This is a genomic window from Kitasatospora sp. NPDC091276, from assembly GCF_040684355.1.
Lineage (GTDB): Bacteria > Actinomycetota > Actinomycetes > Streptomycetales > Streptomycetaceae > Kitasatospora.
The window spans coordinates 53810-76091 of sequence record NZ_JBFBFU010000021.1; the positions used below are offsets into that span (position 1 = coordinate 53810).

The window sequence follows — 22282 nt, forward strand, 5'->3', positions numbered from 1 at the left end:
CAGGTGCGAATTCCTCAGGGAGCGCGAATACTTCAGGGAAATCGTGGTGGGTGCCTCGTCGAGCTGTTTCACGGTACGGCCGGAAAAGAGCGAGAGGCAAAGACGAAGTGTCAGCAGACGCCATAGGGAAGGCCTATGGCGTGCCGGTTCCGTCGTGCGCCGCCGCCGGCCGCTGACCTGCGGCCTCGACGTCCTCGGCGACCACTCGTACGTCTCTGGCTGATGCTTCGTCAGATTCGTTGCATAGGACGAGAGTTGGGGAAGCGCGGGGCGAAGGGCGCAGCGGCGGTACGTTCGTCAACTTTTACTTTTCCCCGCCCGCCCCCGCATAGTGACGGCCCGAACCCGAGAGGAGGCCCGTCGTGCCGTACAGCGATGACCGTGCCGAGTGCCAGGTGCAGGCGGAAAACGTGCAGGTGGGGGTCGTGTGCGCCGAGTACGACCGGCGCCTGGAGCAGACGCGCGCCGAACTGGCCCGTACCCTCGCCGCGCCCGCCGACGGCGCCGGGGCCGTGTACGAGCGGGACGTGGCGGCCGCGCGGTGGGCCGGGGAGGTGCGCCGCCTGGAAGGCGCCGGCCACGGGCTGGTGTTCGGCCGCCTCGACACCGCCGACGGCACCACGCTGCGGATCGGGCGCCTGGGCCTGCACACCGAGGCGGACGAACTGCCGCTGCTGGTGGACTGGCGGGCCGAGGCCGCCAGGCCCTTCTACGAGGCCACGCCCGTCCACCCGATGGGCCTGCGGCGCCGGCGCCACCTGCGTCTGGACGGCCGCACCGTCGCCGCCGTCAGCGACGAACTGCTGGACGGTTCCGACCCCACCCGTGAGGACGTGATCGGCGACGGCCCGCTGCTGGAGGCCCTGTCGGCCCGGCGCACCGGACGCATGGGCGCAGCGGTCGCCACCCTCCAGACCGAGCAGGACGCGATCGTCCGCTCCCGCCACCGGGGGGTGACGGTCGTACAGGGCGGCCCCGGCACCGGAAAGACGGTGGTGGCCCTGCACCGCGCCGCCTACGTGCTGTACGCCTTCCCGCGCGCCGCCGAACGCGGTGTCCTCGTCCTGGGCCCCAACACCCGCTTCCTGGACTACATCTGTCAGGTGCTGCCCTCGCTCGGCGAGAACGACGTCGCCCTGGCGACCTGCGCGGACCTCGCCCCCGCCACCCCCGGCCCGGCGGCGCCCGAGGAGCCGCAGACCGCCCGCCTCAAGGGCGACCCCGCCCTCGCCGACGCCCTGGCCGCCGTGGTCCGCGCCCACCAGGCCCCGGCGGCGGACGGCCTGGCCATACGGGTCGGCCAGGAGGAGGTGCACCTGCCGCAGTCCGACCTCGCCGCCGCCGCCCGCGCCGCCACCGCCGACGGCCTCGCCCACAACCGTGCCCGCGACCTGTTCAAGGACCTGCTGGCCGACGCCCTCACCCGCGCCCTCGAACGCGACACCGCCGACACCCTCGACCAGCTCGACGCCGAGGTCGCCCAGCTCACCGGCCTCAACCTCGACCGCGTCGCCGCCGCCGATCTGCGCCGGCTCGGTCTCGACGGCTCACGTGCCCACGACGCCCCGGGTACCGGCGACGCTCCGGGTATCGACGGCACCGTGGGTACCGGCGACACCGCGGGTACCGACGGCACCTTCGACGCCGAGGCCGTCCGCGCGGCCCTGCTGGACGACCCGCACCTCGACCGCGTCCTCGACACCCACTGGCCCGCCCTCACCCCGCACGACGCCGTCCGCGCCCTGCTCACCGACCCCGCCGCCCTCACCGCCCACCTGCCCCACCTCTCCGACGACCAGCGCGCCCGCCTGCTGCGCGCCCCCGACGCCCCGTGGACCGACGCCGACCTGCCGCTGCTGGACGAGGCCGCCGCCCTGCTCGACGGCCCCCCGCAGCGCAGTTGGGGCCACGTCGTCGTCGACGAGGCCCAGGAACTCACCGCGATGCAGTGGCGCGCCGTGCTGCGCCGCTGCCCCACCCGATCGATGACCGTCGTCGGCGACTTCGCCCAGGCCGGCCCCGCCGCCCAGGCCCGCGACTGGCACGAGGCCCTCCACCCGCACACCGGGAGCCGCTTCGACCTGCACACCCTGACCGTCAGCTACCGCACCACGCAGGAGATCCTCGCCGCCACCACCGACCTGCTCGCCCGCATCGCCCCCGGCCAGGCCCGCGCCCGCGCCATCCGCCACGGCGAACCCCCGCGCACCCTCACCGCCCCGGCCCACGGCCTCGCCGCCGCCGTCCTGGCCGAACTGCGCGCCCAGACGGCCGCCCACCCCGGCGACCTCCTCGCCGTGGTCTGCGCGGACGCCCGCCTGCCGGAACTGGAGGCCGCCGGCCTGCCCGGACACGTCCGCCTCGTCCCCGCCTCCGAGGCGCGCGGCCTGGAGTTCGACGCCGTCCTCGTCGTCGACCCCGACCAGATCACCGCCGCCCGCCGGGCCGGCGAACGCGACCTGTACGTCGCCCTCACCCGTGCCACCCGCCGCCTGTGCGTGATCAGGACCGCAGGGTAGGCCGGGCGGCGCCGGGCCCGGCCCGGTAGACGGCGAGGTGCCGGCCGGGGGCGCGGTGTACCCGGGCAGCATCGCCTACCCCGCTCCGGCGCAAGCCTCCGCCTCCGCCAGGTACCGCGCCACCGGGCCCAGCGTCAGCATTCCACTGGCGGCGCCGGCATGCTCCGCACGGGCACCGCGCAGGGAAGCCCCGGCGCGTGCGGCGATACCGGGCTCGCCGAGGCGAACGGCGGCGCGGGCGGTCAGGCACCACATGGCCTCCTGCATGTGGTCGCGCGCGGGCTCGGGCACCGCGGCGAGCGCGGTACGGGCCTCCTCGACCCGGTCCTGGGCGAGCAGCACGAGGGGGCGCGCCCAAGCCCGGTACGGGCCCCAGTCGAGGTGCGGGTCGGTGGGCGCGGGCCGGTCGTGCAGCAGGCGCAGCCCGAGGAGGGCGAGCGCGAACAGGCCGCGGTGCAGCCCCGGCATTCCGGCCCGCTGGAGGGCGTTCTCGGCGGCCCGGTAGTGCGCTGCGGCCGTGGCGGCGGTCGGCCCGCCGGGTTCGGTGCTGCGGGCGGCCGTGGCCCGGGCCCGGAACCACCCGGTGAGGACGGGGACGAGGGGCGCCTCGGTGGTGGCGGCGAGTCGGTTGGCAGCTTCGGCGTGCGAGGCCGCGGCGTCGAGGTCTCCGAGGGCCGAGGCGGACTGGAGGCGGACGAGTCGGCCGAGTACGGCGAAGTTCGGCAGCTCGTGCCGGGCGGCCAGGTCGAGGATCTCGGCGCCGATCCCGTCCCGTACCGCCGCGAGGCCGGGGCGGGTGAAGGACTGCAGGAACACCCCGTTGAGGGCGAAGACCAGCAGGGCGGGATCGGCCAGGCCCCGCGCCAGTGCCTCCGCCTGTTGTGCCGCCTGCTGGGCGCGGCCCAACTCGGCCGCGGACAGGTCGGCGCTGCGGCTCTCGACGGCGACCGTGGCCAGGAGGCGGGCCGACAAGCCGGCGGGGCCGTCGGGGCCGAGCGCGGTGAGCGTGCGTTCGGCAGCCGCGACGACCGCGCGGGACTGCTCGGGGTCGTCGGCCCGGCTCCAGACGGCGGGCACGTCGTAGGCGCCGATGATCCGGGCGGTCAGGAGGAGGTCTCCCGTGCGTTCCGCGGCCTGGACGGCGGCGAGGCGGTCGCGTCGCGAGTGGACGAGGGCGTCGCCACCCGCCAGTGCGAGGGTGCGGGCCAGATCCACGGTGGTGCGCGGGCCGAGTCGGAAGCCGGGGCCGCTCCACCCGGTACGGGCGCCTTCGAGGGGAGCGGCCCCGTTGAGGATGTCCGTCTCCAGACGCCGGAGTTCGGCGCCAGGGTCGAGTCCGAGTTGATCGACGAGCATCGCGCGGGCTCGGCGGAGGGTGGCCAGCGCGTCGGCCTGGCGCCCCGCGCGGTACAGCGCGCGGGCCAGCAGCCCCCAGGCCGGCTCGCGCCACGGCTGTTCGGCGACGTGGGCGCCCAGTTCGGCGACGAGACCGGCCCCTTCACCTTCACCGGAGTCGAGGAGGAGGCGGGCGCGCAGTTCCACCCCCTCCAGCCGCAATTCCTCCAGCCGGGTCCGCTCGCGCTGCGCCCATGCGGCGCCGGTCACATCGGCGTACGCGGGTCCGCGCCAGTCCTTGAGCGCCGCGCTGAGGTCGGCCACCGTGTCGGGGCCGGTAGCTGTGTCGGGGCCGGGCACTGTGCCGGGGCCGCGCCGGGCGCGGGCCAGGGTGTCCTGGAACCGGTGGACGTCCACGTCCTCGCGCGGCAGGCGCAACGCGTAGCCGGGCCCTTCGGTGACGATGACGCGCGGCGGATCGCGCGGCGGCCGGTCGGGTTCGAGGGCACGGCGCAGCGCGGCGACGAACGTACGCAGAGCGCCCACGGCGCGGGCCGGTGGATCGATCCACAGGTCGTCGACGAGGGTGTCGGTGGTGACCATCCGCCCCTCGGCGGCGACGAGCCGGGCGAGCACCTCACGATGGCGGGGGCCGCCCAGGTCGATCGGGCTGCCGTCGTCGCGGAGGGCCCGCACGGCACCGAGCACGTCGATTCGCATGCCCCCATCCTCCGTGCCGGGGGTCGGCTGCGCTTGACCGAACTGATTGGCTGCTGATCGGGCCGTAGCGACCGGTCTGTAGCGATCGGTCCGTAGTGACCGGCACGTACTGGCGACCGGTACTGATCCGTTGCTGATCGCCGTCGCCCAGGCTGGTCCGGTCAGCCCCCCGACCGACAAGGACGGCCCTTCATGACGCTCACCATTCCCGGCTTCGATCACGTCCGCCTGCCCGGCGCGGACGGGGTGGAGCTGGCTGCCGCCGTCGGCGGCAGCGGCAGCCCCGTCGTGCTGTTGCACGGTTTCCCCCAGACCCACCTGATGTGGCGGCACGTTGCCGAGCGGCTCGCCGACGAACACACGGTGATCTGCCCTGACCTGCGGGGCTACGGCGCCAGCGACAAGCCGACGGCCACCGACCCCGAGGTGTACGCCAAGCGCACCATGGCCGCCGACGTCGTGAACTTGGCGGCCGCCCTCGGCCACGAGCGCTTCGCCCTCGTCGGCCACGACCGGGGCGCCCTGGTCGCCTTCCGGGCGGGGCTGGACCACCCTGAGACCGTCACGCACCTGGGCATCCTCGACGTCGTGCCGACCCTCGACATGTGGAACGTCCTGCACGGCGTCCCGGCGGCGGTCGGCTACCACCTCTTCCTGATGGCGCAGCCGCCGGGCCTGCCGGAGGCGATGATCGCCAACAGCGCGGACGCGTTCTTCGGCTCGTTCCTCGACTCCTGGGCCAATGACGCGACCGCCGTTCCCGAGGATGTCCGTGCCGAGTACCTGCGGGCGAGCGCGGCGGCGGTGACGTCGATCGTCGCGGACTACCGGGCCTCGGCGGGCATCGACGTCACGCACGACCGAGCGGACCTGGACGCGGGGTCGCAGCTGGCCATGCCCGTGACGGTCGTCCAGCAGGACTGGGGCGCGCAGCTGGGCTACGACGCGGCCGCGGTGTGGAAGGCGTGGGCGCCGGACCTCGACCACCGGCTGACCCGAGCGGGGCACTTCATGGCCGAGGAGGCGCCCGACGAGATCGCGGAGGCGATCCGGGAGCTGCTGGCGCGTTGAACCTCCCGTTCCCCGGCTCGCCGATTGGCCGACTGACCGACTGACCGACCGACCGGGCCACGGTCGGTCGGCGAGTTGGGTTTTCGGTGGTCGGGTTCCTCTTCCGGCGCCGGGTACTGCCCGGGTCGGTGTCAGTTGTGGGTGCCGTCCGCCGGTTGGTCGTCGGCGAGCTCGGCGGCGTAGCGGGCGGCGGCCTCCGCCAGTATGCGGGTCATCCGGTCCGGTTCGTCGCCGAGGCGGGCGGCGACGGCGCGGCGGGCGTCTTCGAGGTTGCCGCCGAGGTTGCCCCCGATGCCGCCGCCGAGCAGTTCGCGGATGATCACCAGGGAGTCGTCCGGGGCCATGTACCGCCGGGACATCCGTTGCTGGACCTCGTCCATGCCCTCGCGCGCCAGCACCTCCCGCAGTTCCTCGATCAGCGGGGCCAGCCACTGGGCGCGCAGTGCGTACTCGCCGTGATCGGCGAAGGTCGCGTGGAGCCCGGCGAGCAACTGCGCCGGGTACTCCTCCACGGGTCCGGCGAACTGCGGGTAGTCCTTGGCGAATTCGTCCCAGTCGGCGTAGAGTTCGGCGATCTGCTCCGGGAGGAGCGGGCAGCGCGACCAGGTCTCGTCGGACTGGGTGAAGACCTGCCGCAGCAGGTCGTAGGGCACCTCGGCGGTGCGCGAGAGCAGGATTGCGTCGTAGAGGTCCTTGCCCTGGGGGTGGTCGTCCGAGGCCAGCCAGAGGATCTTCCACGCGAGGGAGAGCTCTGGCGTGGCGGCGAACAACCGGCCCGTGACGCCGGGGAGCTGGTAGGACTCCGGTGGGACGGGCAGGTGTTCGGTGAAGACGAAGTCCAACTGGACGGTCCCACCCGGGACGCCGGGTGCCGACCACGGCAGGACGAGCCGACGCCCGGGAATCCTGCTGTACGTCCAGATCTCGTCGCTGACCGCCTGGTCCGCGTGCAGCCGCACCGCGCCCGAGAGCCGTTCGGCGTCGGCGGCGAGCTCCTCGAACATGCGGTCCGTGCGCTCGTCCTCCAGCTGCCAGTCCGTCGGACGGACCACGAAGTCAAGGTCTCCCGGCTCCCGCGCCTGCTCGCCGTACCAGGCCCGCAGCAGGACGCTCCCGCGCAGGACCAGATGCTCGGCCCACTGCGAGCCGGCGACGGCGGACAGCACGGTGTTGAGCGCCTCGCGCCGCGCGGCGAGCCACGGTTGGGCGAGCTGAGGGTCGGTGAAGGCGGGTTCACTGGGCCGCAGGGCCCGGGTGTACCCGGCGAGGGCGGGGTCGAAGACCGGCTGCTGGCTCACCGCCTCGTCGTCGATCGGCCGGACGCTCCTGGGCAGGCCCCGGTCCTCGCGGACGTCCTCCGGCGGTGGCTGCCGGGGAAGCAGGACGCCCTGCCACGGCCCGTATGTCAGTTCCTCCCAGGCCACTGGTGACTGGGGCTGGTCCTCGGTCATCGCGGGTCTCCCTCTCGGTACGGTCCGGCACGGTGCTCGTGCTCGTGCCTCTGTTCGTGTTCGCGTTCGTGCTTCTGCTCGTGCTCGCTGATCCATCCCTCGTCCAGGGCCTCGGCGCTGTCCACGGCGACGAACTCGCGCTCCACCGACACCACCTCGCGACCGCCGGCGGCAAGGCCCCGGAGCAGCGCCTCCAGCCGACGGCCCGCGGTGCTCAGGCCGACCAGGCGGCACCGCTGGGTCACGAACCACTCGCGCCGGCCGTCGTCGCGTATCCGGCGCGGGTTGTGCGACAGGTGCGCACCGTGGCGGACGGCCAACTCGGCGAGGTCCGCGAGGCGGGCGGGGTCGGTGAGGCCGGCCGTGGGAAGCGGGCCCGGAAGCAGCAGCTTGACGTGGTGCTCGAAGTACCGGCGCGCCCCGTGCGGTACGGCGTCCTCGTCCGAGACCGGAACGCCCTCCGCCCACGGCGTGGCCTCGATCTTCGTCCGCAGGACCGTGAACCCGGCCCGAACCAGCCGGCCCGTGGTGCGGGACGTCGCCGCAGTGACCTCGTCCAACGAGCCGTTGGCGCGCAGGGTGAGCATCGGCTGCGAGGGCGCCGCACCGCGCGCCAGCAGGATGTGGGTGAACTTCAGGCCGTGACCGTCGGCCCACCCGGCCAGCGCCTCGGCGGCGCCGGGCTCCACGGTCAGGTGCACCTCGAAGTCACCCCGGAGGTCGGGAGGACCGGACCGGTCGTCGCGGTGTTGGTCAGGACGGATGGCGAGCATGGGAGCATCCTGCCAAGCCCCTATGACAACGCCCCGCGCGCCCTGGTGCGCAGCGAGCCTTCGCCGGACCGGTCGCGGTCCTGTCGTCATACCCGGTCGGTGGCGCGCCGCGGGTTCTCGGGCGAGGTCAGCCCCCGAGGCCGTCCACCAGATCAAGGAGATCGGACAGTTGTAGGACCCGTCCGCCGGAACCCGGTAGCGGGATGTGCAGCGGCTCGGTCCACCGGGAGGGGATCGCGTCCAGTCCGTAACGGGCACCCGCAAGCCCGCCGGTGACCGCGGCGACGGTGTCCGTGTCGCCGCCCAGGTCGACGGCCGCGCGCAGCGCGCCCTCGAAGCTCGTCGTGGTGCGCAGAGCCCAGACCGCTGACCCCAGGCAGGGCCAGACGGCGCCGTTGAACTCGGTTGCCTGGTCCGGGTGCCAGTCGGGATCGAGGACCGTCGCGTACCGCGAGCGGTGATCGGGATGGATGAGCGCCAGAACGTCAGGGAGCGCGCGGAGGGCGTCGTTGTCTTCCAGCGTGACGCGTATGAGTTCGTGGAAGATCGCGGTGCCTTCCCAGGCGGCGCGGTCGCCGTGGGTGAGGGCGGCGATGCGCCGAGCGGCATCCATGGTGGCGGCCTGTCCCGCACGTGCGAAGTGGACCGCGGATGTCGATGCCCGCATCAACGAGCCATTACCTGCTGCCCGCAGGTTGACCTGGAAGTGGATCGCGGCGGCCAGATCCCAGGGCATGCCGTTGGTGAGGACGTCCTCGGTCTGCAAGCCGATGTCCTTGGGTTCGGATGCCGCCCACCGCTGGAAGCGGTCGAAGATGTCCGACAGGTCCAGCCCTCCCCGCTGGACCAGTGACTCCGCCACCATCACGGCCATCTGCGTGTCGTCCGTGGCCTCGCCCGGATCCCAGCCGCCACCTCCGCACATCTCAGCACCGGCACCGGGGAGGGGGAACCGCGCGGAGAACGCTCCTTGGGGGCCGAACTCAAAAGGGGCCCCAAGCGCGTCACCCACAGCCGAGCCGACCACCACGCCAGCAGTCCGCTGAATCCGCTTCATTCGTGCAGGCTATCGGTGCGGCCGGTGCCAGGCGTCGGGCAGGCGGTTGGTGACGTTCTGCCACTCGTTCGGCTGTTGATCCCGGTGAGCCCGTGACCTGCTGTCTTGTTGCCGAGCGTCGTCGGCCAGCGGAATCGATCCTGGGTGCCGTCCGCTGAGGTCGAGGCCCCGGCTGTGTCGGCGGGTCAGCCGGTGGGGGACGAGTTGTCGGTGCTGCGGTCGTCGAGGACGATGTGCGGCTGGTGCAGGCGGTCGTTGCCGGCCTGCTCGTCGGCGGGGCGGGTGCTGTTGATGACGGCGGCGATGCGCTCGTAGCTGGTGACGGCGAGGGCCCACGTTCCGATGCTGGTGCCGTTGCCGTTGCCGTTGCCGTTGCCGCTGCCGACTCCGTTGTAGGCGGTTTCCCGGAGGGCGTTGAGGAGGGCGATGGTGCTGGGGCCGGACAGGATCGTGTCCTCGTTGCCGTCGTTGACCGGCTTCGAGAAGTGGTCGGCGCCCTCGGCCTGGGCGGCCAGGAAGTCCCAGGTCTCGGGGTGGCAGGAGATCGCGACGGTCTTCACGGCTGCGGCCTTGAGGAGGGTGTTGACGTGGTTCTCCCAGACGAAGGGCTCCGGGATGAGACCGGACACGTCGTCGGCGCGGCCGCTCGGGAGGTCGTCGATGACGGCTTGGTCCGGCGCGACTGCTTCCGTGCCCTCCAGATCGACCTTCGTGTCCTGCTCTGTGGGGCCGGAGGGACGGAACAGGTCTGTGAGTCGGGCGGCGACCTCGGCCGCGATCTGGCTGAGCTGGTCCTCGGTGAGGACGTGCGGGGCGGTCGGCGCGTCGTCGGCAGGGGTGGTCTCGGACACGGTTGTCTCCTCGCTGTCGGATTCCGCGGCCTCGCCGGTCACGGAGGGGGTGGCCGGCTCTGCGGCCCGCTGCGCGGCCTGCCCGGATGTCGGGGGCTCGGCGTCGGGGAGCTCGTTGGTACCGGGGGAGTTGCTGCTGCCGGCATCACCGCCGGGCGGGTGAGCGGCTTCGTCCGGGCCCTCGATCTCCGGAGCGGCCTCCGCGGGCTGGCCCACGGCCTCGGGGGAGTCGACGGCGGGCCGAGGCGCCTCGGCGGGGCCGCCGTCCAGGGGGGCGCGGCCACTGTTCTGCCGAGCGCTGAGTTCGTTGCGCAGGTTGCCCAACTGGCGGTGGAGGCTGCGGTTGTCCTGGTGGGCGCGATTGGTTTCCTGCTGCCCTCTGGCGATCGCCTCGAAGAACTCGTCGCGGTGTTCGCTCAGGCCGGCCGCCAGCGTCGCGGTGAGTTCGGCCCGGAGGCTGTCGGTGTGGTTGCGGATCTCCTCCAGGCCGGCCTGAAGGGCCGTCCCGACTTCTGCGCGTAGCAGTTCGACCTGGTGGGCGGTGCCCCTCGCCATGTCCCCTCCTGATCTCGCGCACCCGTAGGGGTGGCGGCGGGTACAGCGTGGCGGCAAGGGCCCGTGCGCGATGAGTGGATCGGTGGGACTGTCGAGAACGTGTCGATCACCGTCTGAAATCGGATCACCACGCAGATGTGTCACATTGTCGGTTGATAGACCGAATAGAGCGTCATGCTGCTGTTCGTCACGGTGTTCACTTGTTGTCGGAGTTCCGAAGGATGTCGGTGGTCCAGGCCGGCCTGATCGCGTGCCAGCTGTACCGGTAGCCGTTGGTGCCGTGGTGGGGCGTGGTGAGGATGTGGTGGAACTCGCACCATGCGGCGAACTCGCGCCAGGAGCATCCGGGAAGACCGCGCTGCTCGGGATGGCGGTTGTAGGCGGCTACGGCTCGCCGGATGGTGTTCTCGGGCAGGGGGCCGGCGGTCATGGAGATGGTGACGATGATCTTGGCGAGGTCGTAGCCGAAGGGAGCGAGGGTGAGGGAGTCGAAGTCGACGACGGCGACGGTGGTGTCGGTGATGAGGAAGTTGCGCGGGTTGGCGTCCTTGTAGAAGGCGGCGGGCATGGTGGCGGCCTGCTCCAGCCAGTCGTCGATCGCGCCGGGGGTCAGGAGTGGGGACGGTACGGTGCCGGTGGCCAGAAGCCGGTGGAGGCGCTCGCGGCGGCTGTCGGCGAAGTCGTCGATCGTGACGTCGGCGGTCGTGACGGAGCCGCTGGTGTGGTCGTGGCCGGTGCGGTCGGTCCTGGTGTCGTCGGTCCTGGTGTCGTCGGTGCTGGTGTCGTCGGTGCTGGTGTGGGGTGTGTTCAGGTGGGCGGCGTGCAGGTCGCGGGTGTGGGCGGTGGTGTGCTGGTGGCCGAGGAGGTCGGCCAGGGTCAGCAGGTCGTCGGGGGTGCCGTGGTGGCCGTCGAGGTGCTCGTAGTCGATCGCGGTGGGGTGGACGTGGACGACGTGGGGGATGCGTACGTCGGGGTTGGTGCGGGCGATCCAGCGGTGGTGGGCCAGGGAGCGCTGCTGGGTGTGGGGGTCGGCGAACGTCTTGGTGAAGGTCCTCATCATGTGTGTGGTGCTCCTCAAGCGCGGCTGCTCTCCCGAGATCGCGGCCACACCGGCCCCGCAGGACCGCGCTGTTACAAGGACGGTACCGGCGCGCGGTGAACGTTCACAGGTGGCGTATCAGGACGCCCTCTGCCCCGACAAGCGAGGGGCCCGTCTGGGGGCGGGGCGACGGTGTTTCGTCAACTGTCCGATTCGGCAGGGGCGTTGATGCCGGGCTTCCGCAGGAGGATGGTCAGTCCCGTAACCCGTTCCGCTCCGTTCCGCTCCGTTCAGCTTCGTCCCGGCTCGGTGAAAGAGGACCTCCGTTGAGAACGAACACTCGTGGTATCGCTCTGGCCAGTCTGCTGGTCTGCCTGGTGGTCGCCCTGCTGGCGGCGGTGACGCCCCCGGCCCGCGCCGACGCCACGTCCGGGCCGGCCGACGGCGCGTGTGCCGCGCAGGGCGCCCCGATATCGGAGGCCGCCGGCCGGGCCATCGCCGCCGCCTGCGGCCAGGTCGCCGCCGGTACCTGGTACACCTGGGGCGGCGGGCACGGCACCACCCCCGGTGCGACGTACGGCCAGGTCGACCCCAGCGACCCCGAGCGCTCCGGGAACGACCCCTTCCGGGTCGGTTTCGACTGCTCCGGCTTCGTCCGCTGGGCCTGGTCCCAGGCCGTCGGCAGCGACGTCGTCGGGCAGCAGGACGCCGCCGAGATCTCCCGCCTGCCCGGACAGCAACTCGGCCGCGACCAGGGTGTGCTGCGCCCCGGCGACCTGGTCTTCTGGGGCCTGTCCCACGTCCACCACGTGGCGATCTACCTCGGCGGCGGAAAGATCGTCGAGGCCCGCGAATCGGACACCCGCCTCATGGTCTCCGACTTCTCCAGCCACACGGCCGCCGACTACGCCGGCGCCCTGCGCTACACGCCGGACGTCCCCGCGGGCGCCGAGCGCCGGACCTGGAGCAGCGGGGTGAACATCCGCCCCACCCCGTCGACCGCCAACCCGCCCGTCGCCGTCCTGCCCGGCCCCACGACGGTCCGCATCCAGTGCCAGCAGCACGCCGAGAAGGTCGAGGCCGAGGGCTACGTCAACGACGCCTGGTCGTACCTGCCGGACCACCGCGGCTGGATCAGCAACATCTACGTCCAGGGCCCGGCCTGGCTCGACAACGTCCCCACCTGCACCACCTGACCCACGCCCACACGCGCCAGGACGGCGCAGGCGCGCGACGAGGCCGCCCGAGCCCCACGACGGTGCGGGCCCGGGCGGTCAGGTGTCAGGCCCAGGGGGGTTTGCCGGTTCCCTCGGCCCACAGGGCCAGGGCCCGCCGGTCGATGGCGTGGATGCCGACGTTCGCGCAGAACGCGGCGGCGGCCTTGGTGAACGAACTGGTCGTCACCACGGCCGCCAGGTCGCAGCGGTGGACGTCGCAGTAGGTGCCGTTGACCTTCTGGACGTCCTGGGAGCCGACGGAGGTCCGTGGCCCGTACCGTTTGGCCTGGATGAGGAGCCGCTGCCCGGACGGGGTGGTGGCCAGGACGTCCGCCGCGAGGTCGCCGGCCCCGCCGACCACCGTCACCTTCGTGCAGCCGTCCCGCCTGCACAGGTCCGCCAGCGCGTGCTCGAACGCCTTCGGAGTCATGCTCAGGAACGGGCCGATGTGCCGCAGCTGCGCCGTGCGCGCAGCCAGCTCCCGCCGCCGGGCCAGCTGCCGCAGGCGCAGCACGACGGCGCCCACCGCCACGCCGGTGGCCAGCAGCGCGGCGACCAGGAGCAGGTGGCGGGCCAGCCACGTCAGCACGAGCGACACCACGGCGACCGCGACCAGAGCCGCGATGCCCAGCGTCAGCGCGTTGTCCCGGGCCTGTTGCGCGCGGCGGGCGGCAGCGGACCGGCGTCGTCGTACGGGCCTACGGGCCACGGCGTCCCCCCTCGGACCACGGTGTGGACGCGAGCGTAGAAGCAGCCGCCGTCCGGCCGCCGACGATCCCGGCGAATTCGGACGGCTGCGGGCCCGAGTTGTCCGGATCTCGGCGGCCGGCGGCCGAACACCCGGCGGCCGAACACCCGGCGGCCGAACCCCCGGCGGCCGAATCCCCGGAGGCTGACCACCCGGAGGCTGACCACCCGGCGGCCGAAGGCCCGGTGTCGGGACGCCACCGCTGGGGTGCGCCCGGTCTGGCGAAACGCGCGGGCGCGCAGAGCCAGGGCGGAGCAGCGGGAGCACTCGTGCGCGTCGCCGGGGAGCCGGGTTTCCGAAGTCCACCACCGCCGCGCATGCCTTCCGGCGTGCTCACAGAGCGTTTCGGGTCGTCACCAGGAGTGGGTGTATGCAGTTCGGTGTCAGCGTGAGTGCGGTACTGGGGATCTCGGGTGGCCGGTGGGGCGGCCGGTGGGGCGGGGGAAGCCGTGGCGGTGGGCGGCGACGGTGACGGTCAGGGCGGTGGCGAGCAGGGCCAGGGCGGACCAGGGCAGCGTGCTCGGGCCGCCGTGGTCGAGGAGGAGACCGCCTGCGAGCGCGGCGCCGGCGATGCCGAGGTTCCAGCACGTGACGAGCAGGGACTGGGCGATGTCCCCGGCCGGGCCGGCCGCGTCGGCCACCGCCGTCTGCAGGAGGGTGGCGGCGCCACCGAAGGCGAGGCCCCAGACCGCGGCGCTGCCGTAGACGGGCCAGGAGGTGCCGGTGAGCAGGGCGGCGGCGACGGACAGGGCCGCGGCGGAGAGGAGGGCGCAGGCGGCGATCGTCAGGGTGCGCAGGTGGCGGTCGATCAGCGCCCCGGTACCGAGGATGCTCACCAGGGAGGACAGCCCGAGGACGAGCAGGACGGTGTCGGTCCGGCCGCCGAGGCCCAGGGGTGCGAGCAGCGCCGCGACGTACGTGTAGAGCAGGTTGTGGGCGAGGACGAAGGCCACCGTGACGGTGAGGACGGCCGCCACCCCCGGGGTGCGCAGCACCTGCCGGACGGGTGTGCGGGCGTGGCCGGGCCGCCCCGGGACGGCCGGGAGCGCGACGAGCATCCAGACGGCGAGCGCCACGGCGACGGCGCTCATCAGTCCGAAGGTGGTGCGCCAGCCCACCAGCGCGGCGACCAGGGTGCCGGCGGGCACGCCCACCGACAGGGCGACCGTCGAGCCGCCCATGGCGACGGCCATCGCCCTGCCGCGCTGCTCCGGCGCGACGATGCTGCGGGCGTACCCGGCCAGCAGGGCCCAGAGCAGGCCTGCGACCAGGCCCGCGGCGAAGCGCGCCGCCATGGTGAGGGGGTAGTTCGTCGAGACCGCGGTGACGGCGTTGGCCGCGGCGAAGCCGCCGACGGACAGCAGCAGCAGGCGCTTGCGCGGCCAGCCGGCGGTAACGGCGGTCAGCGGTATGGCGGCCGCGATGGAACCGGCCGCGTAGAGCGTGACGGACTGCCCGGCGCCGGACTGGCTGACGCCGAGGTCCGCACTCATCGCGGGCAGCACGCCGGCGGGCAGGGCCTCGGTCATGATGGTGACGAATCCGGCGGTGCTCAGGGCCAGCAGGCTCGGCCAGGGCAGCCGGGTTGTGGGCGGGTTCGAGGGTTGGGGAAGCCGGGTGGCGGGCGGGTTCGAGGGGCTGGGGGAGTGAAGTTCGGGCATGGGCCCGATCGTCTATCCTTGACATCCATGTCAAGGTCCAGCCCGGAACGGCACCGGTCGGGCGTGAGGGTGGTCACATGCGTATCGGCGAACTCGCCCGGCTGACGGACACTCCTCCGCGCCTGCTGCGCTACTACGAGCAGCAGGGCCTGATCACCGCGCACCGCGAGGCGAACGGCTACCGGGCCTACGACGACTACCTCGTCGACCGGGTCCTGCAAATCCGCGGACTCCTGGACGCCGGACTGCCCACGCGGATCATCAGGCAGATCCTGCCCTGCCTGGACAGCCCGCGGACGATCCACTTCGCCGACGCCACACCGGAGATGATCGGCACCCTGGAGTCCGAGACGGAGCGGATGACCCGTCGGATCCAGTGCCTGACCCGTAACCGTGATGCCATCCGGGAGTACCTCACCGAGGTCAAGAGCCGGGCCTGAGGCGTGAGCCCGAGGTGTGTGTCTGTTGGTGTGAGCCTGAGGGGTGTGTCCGAGGTGTGAGCCGACGTCGGGACGCGCCGCGGGCGGCCTGTCGGCCTGCCGGGCGGTCGGCTTGACCTTGCCACTGGTGTGATGGTTGGACCCTTCCGTCATGACCGACTCCGCCATCCGGCACCTCGAATTCGGCGACGGCACACCGCTCGTCATGATCCACGGCTACACCGTCGACCACCGGGTCCTGCTCCCCGTCGAACCAGCCTTCGCCGACCGCCCCGGGTGGCGGCGGCTCTACCTCGACCTCCCCGGCCACGGCACCAGCCCCCGGCTGCCGGGGACGACCTCGGCGGCCACCCTGGCCGACGCCGTCCTCGACTGGATCCACGCCGAACTGGGTGAGCAGCCCTTCGCCGTGCTCGGGCAGTCGTTCGGCGGACAGCTGGCCCGGGCGGTGACGGCGAGGTTCGGGGCGCAGGTCCTGGGCTCGGCGCTGCTCGTACCGGTCGTGCACTGGGGCCCCGGCCGGACCCTGCCCGGCGTGACCGTGGCCGAGCGCGACGACGAGCTCCTCGACCGGCTCCCGCCCGCCGACCGCGAACTCTTCGGCCTCGTCATGGCCCGTCACACCGCGCGCAACTGGAAGCTCTTCGAGCAGTACGTCCGGCCGGGATGGCGCGCGCACGACCCGGCGGCCGCCGCCGAACTCGAAGCCGACTTCCTGCTGCCGCACTGGCCCGAACACCGCGCGCCGGAGCACCAGGGCCGGCACCTGCTGGTCACCACCCGGCAGGACGCCCTGGTGGGCTGGCGCGACCAACTCGCCCTGCTCGACCACTACCCCCGGATGGCGGCGACGGTGCTCGACGGCGTCGGCCACAACCCGCAGGTCGAGTGCGCCGAGACCGTCCAGGGCCTCATCGGCGCCTGGCTCGACGAACTGCCCCGACCTGCCCGCCGGTGAGCGGGGCGGCGCTCTGGCCGTTCAGACTTCTGAACTCCTCGCACACCTGGCACACCACGGGCAAGATGCCGTCCTCGGCGGACGGCAACACCCGGGTGTGGCCGCGCTGGTGGACGGCTGGTTCCTGCGCTACCCGGTCGCCCCGGTGACCGTCCGCCCGAACCCCGACCTCGTCGCCGGCTCGCCACCACGGTCACCGCCTACGAGTGGGGGGCCGGCCGCTCTACGGCAGCCCCGGGGCGGTCGAGGGCATCGACGAACCGTAGGGTCACAGTCATCGTGAATCCGGCGCTGGCAGCGATGAGTTGGACGGTAGGAGGAGAATGAGTCGCATGACGTGCTTCCCTGCGAGACCCGGTGCTGTTCTCGCGGGCGACGGTGTGCGCCACCCCGTCTACACGGTCGCCGTACCGCGGAGCCTCCAAGTACTCGCCCTGGAGAAGGCCGAAGCCATGCGGTGCTGAGCGGCCGGCCGTGACGCGCGGTGCCCCTTCCTTCCCGTCGGGCAGGGAGGCGCACCGCGGTGCACGTCACCGAGGCCTTCATCGTGCGCTGACCGAGGCTTGCCGGCCCGCGCCCGGCCACCTCCGCAGCACCGGAATCGGCGCCCACTGCGCCAGGGCGTGCATCGTGCCGGCGGACCGAGCGGGAGACCGGACGGACCGGCCTCCCGCGTTGATCAGTTGCAGGTCATGTTGACGGGTGCGTGGTCCGGGTCGTTCCGGTAGCACAGGTGCTGCGGGGCCTTCAGGTCCGTGATGGAACCCTGCCACACGGCGCCCTGCCACAGAGCCTGCGGGGAACCGGAGTTCTCCAGCAGGCGCGGGTAGCGCAGGACCTCCCAGGACGGGTACTTGTCCTTGTTCGTGTCGACGTCGAAGCCGGTGAAGTTCTTGTTCTTGTCGTCGTAGCCGTGCGGGTAGATGTGGAACGTCGCGTTGATCCGGCCGAGATCCGCGTACTGCGAGCCCGGGACGTCCACGAACGAGTTGACCGCTGACACGTCCACCCGGATGCCGCCGTCACCGTAGGGCTCCGCCCAGTACTCGTTCTGCGGGGCCCGGTCGTCCTGGACCACCTTGGCGTGCTCGGTACGCACCAGAGGCTTGGCATTGCGGCACGTCAGATCCCCGACGCAGGACTGGTCGACGTAGATCCCGACCTGGCCCGTGGCGGTGTCCCAGGCGATGGCCACCTTGGAGCTGGCTTCGGGTTCGGTGCTCCACAGGCGGTGGTTGCCCAGGACGTGGTTGATCGGGCTGCCGTCGTCGCCGATGTAGCCGCGCACCACGACGACGCCCCGGTCGGGGCCCTTGGGCAGCAGCGTGGCGCTCTCCTTCAGATCGCCCGGGGCCGGGCTGCCCTGGAAGAACTGGGCGTTCGCGCGGGGGATCAGCGGGTTCGCGGTCTCGTTCGGCGACCACCGGATGGGGCCGTGCTCGAACATCTGGGTGACGCCCTCCTGCTGGAGTTCGTCGGTGACGGGGTAGCCGTACACCCCGCCTTCCCAGCCCGCCTGTCCCCAGCGCTGGCCGATGAGGCCCCAGACAGGGTGGACGCCGTTGGAGCGCGTGGGATGCCAGTAGAGCGAGCCGCCCTGGAACACCTGGCGCTTCCCGGCGCCGTCGGGGAGGGAGAGTTCGTCGCTGGTGGGGTAGCCGAGGGAGCCCTTCTCCCAGCCCATGGCGGCCCACTTGTCGCGGATGAGGCCCCAGATGGCGTGGGCGTCGGTGGAGGGGCTCCAGTAGATCGAGCCGCCGTCGAAGACACTGAACCGGCCCACCCCGTTGGGAGCGGTCTGTTCGTCGGTCCGGGGGCAGCCGAGCGTGGTTCGGTACTCCCGGTACTTCTCCAGGATGCGGCCCTGGACCGTGTGGCCACAGATCTGTTCCGGGTCCTGCCCGGCGGCGGAGGCCGTCGCCGGGCAGAGGGCGGAGCCGGCGAGAAGGGCGGTGAGCAGGAGCGAGATCTTCGCTCCCCGTCGGCGGGCTCGTCCGCGGGGCGTTGAGTGTTCGCTGATGATGTTCACCCGAGTGATTCTCGCGTACATGCCAACAAGAGGGATAGTGTCCGAAGCGTCAAGAATGGGCAGGTGCGCGACAGAAGCACACGGGTAGGCCCAGTCGCGAGAACTACTGGGCCCCGCGGTCCGTCAAACATCGGTGAGACGCGCTCAAGGTTCGCTGCGACGGGGCACCGGTCACTACTGTCCTCGGTGTTTGATGTCATGCAGAGTGATCGATCAGGTATTCGATGGAGGATCGTGTGGCGAGGGGACGGCGCGTCTTCTTCGGCGTGCTGGGTGGGGCTCTCGGTGTTCTCGGCGTGGGCGTGGTCGTGTGGCTGACGTTCCGGCCTTCCTGGCCTGAGGTGCCCGACCCGGTCGGACGATGGAGCGGTGGAACGGCGGTGTTCGAGTTCCTCCCGGACGGACGGGTCGGGTCCGCGAAGGTGCCGGCCTACGTGTGCAACAGCGCGGCGGCCGATCCGGCGCAGCCGACGGAACTGGAGGGGAGTTGGAAGGAGTCCTACCTCGATGACGCCGGTCGTGGGGTGTATGTGACGGCGACCCGTAAGGACGGGGGAGGCAACTGCAGGATCTGGCTGACGGCCATGGACAACGGGAAGGACCTGTGGCTTCTGGCGACCAAGGGGTTCGTCATGGAGAAGGGCTGAGATGCCGCGGTGATTTCGAGTACGGCGGCATCGAGCGAGGGGGAGCTGTGGCTGGTCGATGGAAGTACCTGAAGTCCCGGGAGGGCGCCGTCCTGCTCGCGGGTGTCCTGCTGATCGCCGGCCTGGCGGGGTATCTGAAGGCCCGGTCGGGAGGGCCGGATCCGAAGGACTACGTGGGGCGTTGGGCGTCGCGGGACGAGGTGATCGAACTGCGGGAGGGGGGTCGGCTCGGCGAGGTGCGGCTCGACGGGTACTTCTGTGCGAAGGATCCCGTCGGGCAGGGTGCGGTGTTGGGGGAGTACCAGGGGAGTTGGCGGACCGGGAGTGTGGACGACGCGGGATCGGGGGTCTTCGTGGTGCTGCGGGACTACTACTCCGGGGGTGACTGCGAGATCTATCTGCAGGAGGGACGAAAGGGGGCGGTGGCCAGCCTGGGCGGTCAGCCGCGGGGGAGCGCGCAGCGGGTCTTCTCCAGGGTGTAGGGGCTCGGAGAACGATTGCACCCATGATCGGGTAGTCGTCCACGACGACCCGGCCGGTTGGGGGCGTCGACGAGCCGGCGGCGATGTCACGGGAGAACCCCATGCCCTGACAGTGCCCGGGTGGAGAGAAACAGCGGCACACCGCGTCGGTCTGGGCGGTGCGTGCGGGTGCGGGTGCGGGGGAGACCGCGGTGGCCGGCTGAGCGCGTTGCTCGCGAGGGCGTAGCTGTGTGGGCCATCGGGGTGACCGATCGGAGCATCGCCACGGGCGGGGCGCGGGCCGCTTTGCCGAAATGGCAACAAGCCTCGCCCTCCTCGGTGTGCGCGCAGCATGATCGGCACTGCGTCGGCACCTGAATCGGCACCGCATCGTCATCGTGCCGCCGAACATCAGCTTGCCGAACCGAACTTGGTGTACGCCGGATCGAGATCCCAGGAGGACACATGTCACCGTCGCGGACCACGGGCCCCACCCACCGGCTGGTCCCCTCGCCAGCCGGCCGGATCCACCTGGTGGAGCAGGGCACCGGGCCGCTGGTCCTGCTGCTGCACGGGTTCCCGGAGTCCTGGTACTCCTGGCGCCACCAGTTGCCGGTGCTGGCCGCTGCCGGATACCGCGCGGTCGCCATCGATGTCCGCGGGTACGGGCGCTCCTCCAGGCCCGAGGAGGTGACCGCGTACCGGATGTTCGACCTGGTCGAGGACAACGTCGCGGTGGTGCACGCCCTGGGTGAACGGTCCGCGGTGATCGTCGGCCACGACTGGGGCTCGACCATCGCCGCCGACTCCGCCCTGATCCGACCGGACGTCTTCCGCGCCGTAGGGCTGCTGAGCGTTCCCTACCTCCCGCGGGGCGGACCGAGGCCCGGCGAGGTCTTCGGGCAACTGGGCGGCAACGAGGAGTTCTACGTCTCCTACTTCCAGGAGCCGGGTCGGGCCGAGGCCGAGATCGAACCGGACGTGCGCGGCTGGCTCGCGGGCTTCTACGCCGCGCTGTCCGCCGACACCATGCCGGCGGCCGGCGCGCCCGACCCGCACTTCGTCAGCCGTGGCGGGACACTTCGTGACCGGTTCCCCGTCGGACGGCGGCCCGGCTGGCTCAGCGCGGAGGAACTCGACTTCTACGCCGGAGAGTTCGAGCGAACCGGCATGAGCGGAGCGCTGGGCCGCTACCGGAACATGGACCGGGACTGGGAGGACCTCGCCGACTTCGACGGCGCCCCCGTCACCCAGCCGTCCCTGTTCATCGGCGGGAGCCGGGACGCCTCCACCACCTGGCTGGCCGACGCGATCGCGGCCTACCCCGCGACCCTGCCCGGCCTGCTCTCCTGCCACATCCTCGACGGCTGCGGGCACTGGGTCCAGCAGGAACGCCCCACCGAGGTCAACCGGATCCTGACCGACTGGCTCGCGTCCCTCCCCTCCTGAGCGAGGGGAGCAGGCTGCTGCGCGGGCTCGACGGTCGGGTCGGACTCGCAGCCCATCCGCGCCGTGGTGCTCCGGAGCGCCGCGCTCACCAGGCCACGGTTCGGCCGAGGTAGTCGACGTAGTGCAGGCCCGGGCTGCTCCGGAGGGCGTCGAGCGTCCTGACCACGTTCGGGATGCTCTCGTCGATGCCGAGCAGGGCGTCCGAGCCGCCCAGGTCGGTGCGCACCCAGCCGGGGGCCATGAGGACCAGGGGCCGGGGTTCGCCGCTGTGCCGCGCCGCGTAGCTGCGCATGAACGTGTTGAGCGCGGCCTTGCTGCCGCGGTACACCTCGTGGCCGCCGCGCTCGTTGTTGGCCACGCTGCCCTGGCCCGAGGACATCACCGCGATCGTGCCCGCGGGCTCGACGAGGTCCTGGAGGGCCTCGATGACGCGCAGCGGGCTCAGCGCGTTGGTGACCATGACCCGGACGAACTCCTCGGTGGAGGTCTGCGCCACCGTGCCCTCGGGCTGGTTCGTGACGCCGGCGTTCACGAAGAGCAGATCGAACGTCCGGCCGGCCAGGCGAGCGCTCAGCGCCGCGACCTGCTCGGGCTCGGTGATGTCGACGGTCTCGACCTCGACCTGCCCGGCGTGGGCGTCGGCGAGCTCGTGCAGCCCGGTCCGGCCCGAGCCGCGCACGGTGGCCACGACCTGCCAGCCGGCTCTCGCCCATTCCTGGGCGAGGGCGAGGCCCAGGCCCCGGGACGCGCCGATCAGGAGCACGCGCCTGCCAGGGGCCGGGGCCGGGGGCGGCGCGGCGTGACTTCCCGAGTTGGTTGTGGACATAACAGTGATTGTGCGAGGCGTCATCGCGTCCGGCAAGCCGCCTCTCCGGCAGGGGAGTTGGCAATCCGGGGCCGGGGGGTCTCCCGCTTCTCGCCGGGGCGGCGGCCGGCGGGCGGCTCAGAGGCCGAAGCGGGCGCGGTGGGAGGCGGGGACCAGGTCGGTGTACTCGGGGTGCTTGGTGATCCAGCCGCGGATGAAGGGGCAGTAGGGCAGGACGGCGAGTGCCTGCTCGCGGGCCGTGTCCAGTGCCGCGCGTGCCAGTCGGCCGGCCAGGCCGCGGCCCTCGAAGCGGGGGTCGATCTCGGTGTGGATGAAGGCGATCTCGTCGTCGGAGCGGTGGTACTCGGCGAAGCCGGCGAGTTCTCCGCCGTCCTGGATCTCGAAGCGCGACTTCTCGGTGTTGTCGGTGACGAGCTGGTCCATGGTTTCCTCCGCAAGATGGGGGGCGGCCCGGGAGGGCCGGTGGCGGGGTGGC

General features: G+C 72.3%; 20 protein-coding genes. 9 read left to right on the forward strand and 11 right to left on the reverse strand.

The features are described 5' to 3' along the window. Positions 1 to 449: 449 nt before the first annotated feature. On the forward strand, positions 450 to 2519 hold the full coding sequence (locus AB0O19_RS25350; protein WP_363622775.1) for an ATP-binding domain-containing protein: 2070 nt from the start codon (positions 450 to 452) through the stop codon (positions 2517 to 2519). Positions 2520 to 2594: 75 nt separating this feature from the next. Here AB0O19_RS25350 and AB0O19_RS25355 read toward each other — a convergent pair whose 3' ends face one another. Continuing rightward, positions 2595 to 4574 carry an AfsR/SARP family transcriptional regulator gene (locus tag AB0O19_RS25355; protein ID WP_363622603.1) on the reverse strand — a complete coding sequence of 660 codons (1980 nt, stop codon included), beginning with the start codon at positions 4572 to 4574 and terminating at the stop codon, positions 2595 to 2597. 192 nt (positions 4575 to 4766) lie between these two features. Between AB0O19_RS25355 and AB0O19_RS25360 the strand changes: the two genes are divergently transcribed. After that, complete coding sequence (locus AB0O19_RS25360) at positions 4767 to 5645, forward strand: alpha/beta hydrolase (RefSeq protein ID WP_363622605.1); 879 nt, start codon at positions 4767 to 4769, stop codon at positions 5643 to 5645. A 131-nt stretch (positions 5646 to 5776) separates the two neighbouring features. On the opposite strand, the gene AB0O19_RS25365 is transcribed toward AB0O19_RS25360, so the two are convergent. From AB0O19_RS25365 to AB0O19_RS25385, 5 genes are all read right to left on the reverse strand, one after another. Then, entirely contained in the window at positions 5777 to 7096 is a 1320-nt protein-coding gene (locus tag AB0O19_RS25365; protein WP_363622607.1) for a nucleotidyl transferase AbiEii/AbiGii toxin family protein, read from the reverse strand. Further along, positions 7093 to 7869 (reverse strand): hypothetical protein, encoded by a 777-nt coding sequence (locus tag AB0O19_RS25370; protein WP_363622609.1) that lies wholly within the window; start codon positions 7867 to 7869, stop codon positions 7093 to 7095. Before AB0O19_RS25370 ends, AB0O19_RS25365 begins: the two co-directional genes overlap by 4 nt. Positions 7870 to 7996: 127 nt before the next feature. After that, positions 7997 to 8926 carry an ADP-ribosylglycohydrolase family protein gene (locus tag AB0O19_RS25375; protein WP_363622611.1) on the reverse strand — a complete coding sequence of 310 codons (930 nt, stop codon included), beginning with the start codon at positions 8924 to 8926 and terminating at the stop codon, positions 7997 to 7999. A gap of 185 nt (positions 8927 to 9111) precedes the next feature. After that, positions 9112 to 10332 (reverse strand): hypothetical protein, encoded by a 1221-nt coding sequence (locus AB0O19_RS25380; protein ID WP_363622613.1) that lies wholly within the window; start codon positions 10330 to 10332, stop codon positions 9112 to 9114. A 196-nt stretch (positions 10333 to 10528) separates the two neighbouring features. Then, positions 10529 to 11440, reverse strand: coding sequence for a phosphotransferase (locus tag AB0O19_RS25385; RefSeq protein WP_363622615.1), 912 nt, complete (start codon positions 11438 to 11440; stop codon positions 10529 to 10531). Positions 11441 to 11697: 257 nt separating this feature from the next. Here AB0O19_RS25385 and AB0O19_RS25390 point away from each other — a divergent pair, with 257 nt between their 5' ends. After that, entirely contained in the window at positions 11698 to 12567 is an 870-nt protein-coding gene (locus tag AB0O19_RS25390) for an NlpC/P60 family protein (RefSeq protein ID WP_363622617.1), read from the forward strand. Between the two features lie 85 nt (positions 12568 to 12652). Here AB0O19_RS25390 and AB0O19_RS25395 read toward each other — a convergent pair whose 3' ends face one another. Beyond that, entirely contained in the window at positions 12653 to 13297 is a 645-nt protein-coding gene (locus tag AB0O19_RS25395) for a restriction endonuclease (protein WP_363622619.1), read from the reverse strand. Between the two features lie 422 nt (positions 13298 to 13719). Further along, positions 13720 to 14997: an MFS transporter gene (locus AB0O19_RS25400; protein ID WP_363622620.1), complete on the reverse strand. Its 1278-nt coding sequence runs from the start codon at positions 14995 to 14997 to the stop codon at positions 13720 to 13722. A gap of 77 nt (positions 14998 to 15074) precedes the next feature. On the opposite strand from AB0O19_RS25400, the gene AB0O19_RS25405 reads away from it, so the two are divergent. The 3 genes from AB0O19_RS25405 (at position 15075) to AB0O19_RS25415 (ending at position 16859) form a co-directional block, all read left to right on the forward strand. Beyond that, positions 15075 to 15437: a MerR family transcriptional regulator gene (locus AB0O19_RS25405; protein WP_363584314.1), complete on the forward strand. Its 363-nt coding sequence runs from the start codon at positions 15075 to 15077 to the stop codon at positions 15435 to 15437. A 151-nt stretch (positions 15438 to 15588) separates the two neighbouring features. Then, complete coding sequence (locus AB0O19_RS25410; RefSeq protein ID WP_363622622.1) at positions 15589 to 16395, forward strand: alpha/beta hydrolase; 807 nt, start codon at positions 15589 to 15591, stop codon at positions 16393 to 16395. A 332-nt stretch (positions 16396 to 16727) separates the two neighbouring features. Further along, positions 16728 to 16859 (forward strand): hypothetical protein, encoded by a 132-nt coding sequence (locus tag AB0O19_RS25415; RefSeq protein ID WP_363622624.1) that lies wholly within the window; start codon positions 16728 to 16730, stop codon positions 16857 to 16859. Positions 16860 to 17074: 215 nt separating this feature from the next. On the opposite strand, the gene AB0O19_RS25420 is transcribed toward AB0O19_RS25415, so the two are convergent. Next, entirely contained in the window at positions 17075 to 18424 is a 1350-nt protein-coding gene (locus AB0O19_RS25420; protein ID WP_363622626.1) for a hypothetical protein, read from the reverse strand. A gap of 224 nt (positions 18425 to 18648) precedes the next feature. Here AB0O19_RS25420 and AB0O19_RS25425 point away from each other — a divergent pair, with 224 nt between their 5' ends. From AB0O19_RS25425 to AB0O19_RS25435, 3 genes are all read left to right on the forward strand, one after another. After that, complete coding sequence (locus AB0O19_RS25425) at positions 18649 to 19071, forward strand: hypothetical protein (protein WP_363622628.1); 423 nt, start codon at positions 18649 to 18651, stop codon at positions 19069 to 19071. Between the two features lie 47 nt (positions 19072 to 19118). Then, the gene (locus AB0O19_RS25430) at positions 19119 to 19553 is read left to right on the forward strand and encodes a hypothetical protein (protein WP_363622630.1); all 435 of its coding nucleotides are present in this window, start codon (positions 19119 to 19121) and stop codon (positions 19551 to 19553) included. Between the two features lie 444 nt (positions 19554 to 19997). Next, a complete protein-coding gene (locus AB0O19_RS25435) occupies positions 19998 to 20981 on the forward strand; it encodes an alpha/beta hydrolase (RefSeq protein WP_363622632.1) in 984 nt (327 codons plus the stop codon). Between the two features lie 85 nt (positions 20982 to 21066). On the opposite strand, the gene AB0O19_RS25440 is transcribed toward AB0O19_RS25435, so the two are convergent. Both AB0O19_RS25440 and AB0O19_RS25445 read right to left on the reverse strand, forming a co-directional pair. Continuing rightward, the gene (locus AB0O19_RS25440; protein ID WP_363622634.1) at positions 21067 to 21807 is read right to left on the reverse strand and encodes an SDR family NAD(P)-dependent oxidoreductase; all 741 of its coding nucleotides are present in this window, start codon (positions 21805 to 21807) and stop codon (positions 21067 to 21069) included. Positions 21808 to 21924: 117 nt separating this feature from the next. Further along, positions 21925 to 22230, reverse strand: coding sequence for a GNAT family N-acetyltransferase (locus AB0O19_RS25445; protein ID WP_350878943.1), 306 nt, complete (start codon positions 22228 to 22230; stop codon positions 21925 to 21927). Between the last annotated feature and the right edge of the window lie 52 nt (positions 22231 to 22282).

What these genes read in the sequence shown, in the direction of transcription:
- AB0O19_RS25355 (WP_363622603.1), bottom strand. Translation starts at nt 4,574, where the DNA reads ATGCGAATCGACGTGCTCGGTGCCGTGCGGGCCCTCCGCGACGACGGC.
- AB0O19_RS25360 (WP_363622605.1), top strand. Translation starts at nt 4,767, where the DNA reads ATGACGCTCACCATTCCCGGCTTCGATCACGTCCGCCTGCCCGGCGCG.
- AB0O19_RS25365 (WP_363622607.1), bottom strand. Translation starts at nt 7,096, where the DNA reads ATGACCGAGGACCAGCCCCAGTCACCAGTGGCCTGGGAGGAACTGACA.
- AB0O19_RS25370 (WP_363622609.1), bottom strand. Translation starts at nt 7,869, where the DNA reads ATGCTCGCCATCCGTCCTGACCAACACCGCGACGACCGGTCCGGTCCT.
- AB0O19_RS25375 (WP_363622611.1), bottom strand. Translation starts at nt 8,926, where the DNA reads ATGAAGCGGATTCAGCGGACTGCTGGCGTGGTGGTCGGCTCGGCTGTG.
- AB0O19_RS25380 (WP_363622613.1), bottom strand. Translation starts at nt 10,332, where the DNA reads ATGGCGAGGGGCACCGCCCACCAGGTCGAACTGCTACGCGCAGAAGTC.
- AB0O19_RS25400 (WP_363622620.1), bottom strand. Translation starts at nt 14,997, where the DNA reads ATGCCCGAACTTCACTCCCCCAGCCCCTCGAACCCGCCCGCCACCCGG.
- AB0O19_RS25405 (WP_363584314.1), top strand. Translation starts at nt 15,075, where the DNA reads ATGCGTATCGGCGAACTCGCCCGGCTGACGGACACTCCTCCGCGCCTG.
- AB0O19_RS25410 (WP_363622622.1), top strand. Translation starts at nt 15,589, where the DNA reads ATGACCGACTCCGCCATCCGGCACCTCGAATTCGGCGACGGCACACCG.
- AB0O19_RS25415 (WP_363622624.1), top strand. Translation starts at nt 16,728, where the DNA reads ATGACGTGCTTCCCTGCGAGACCCGGTGCTGTTCTCGCGGGCGACGGT.
- AB0O19_RS25425 (WP_363622628.1), top strand. Translation starts at nt 18,649, where the DNA reads ATGGAGGATCGTGTGGCGAGGGGACGGCGCGTCTTCTTCGGCGTGCTG.
- AB0O19_RS25435 (WP_363622632.1), top strand. Translation starts at nt 19,998, where the DNA reads ATGTCACCGTCGCGGACCACGGGCCCCACCCACCGGCTGGTCCCCTCG.
- AB0O19_RS25440 (WP_363622634.1), bottom strand. Translation starts at nt 21,807, where the DNA reads ATGTCCACAACCAACTCGGGAAGTCACGCCGCGCCGCCCCCGGCCCCG.
- AB0O19_RS25445 (WP_350878943.1), bottom strand. Translation starts at nt 22,230, where the DNA reads ATGGACCAGCTCGTCACCGACAACACCGAGAAGTCGCGCTTCGAGATC.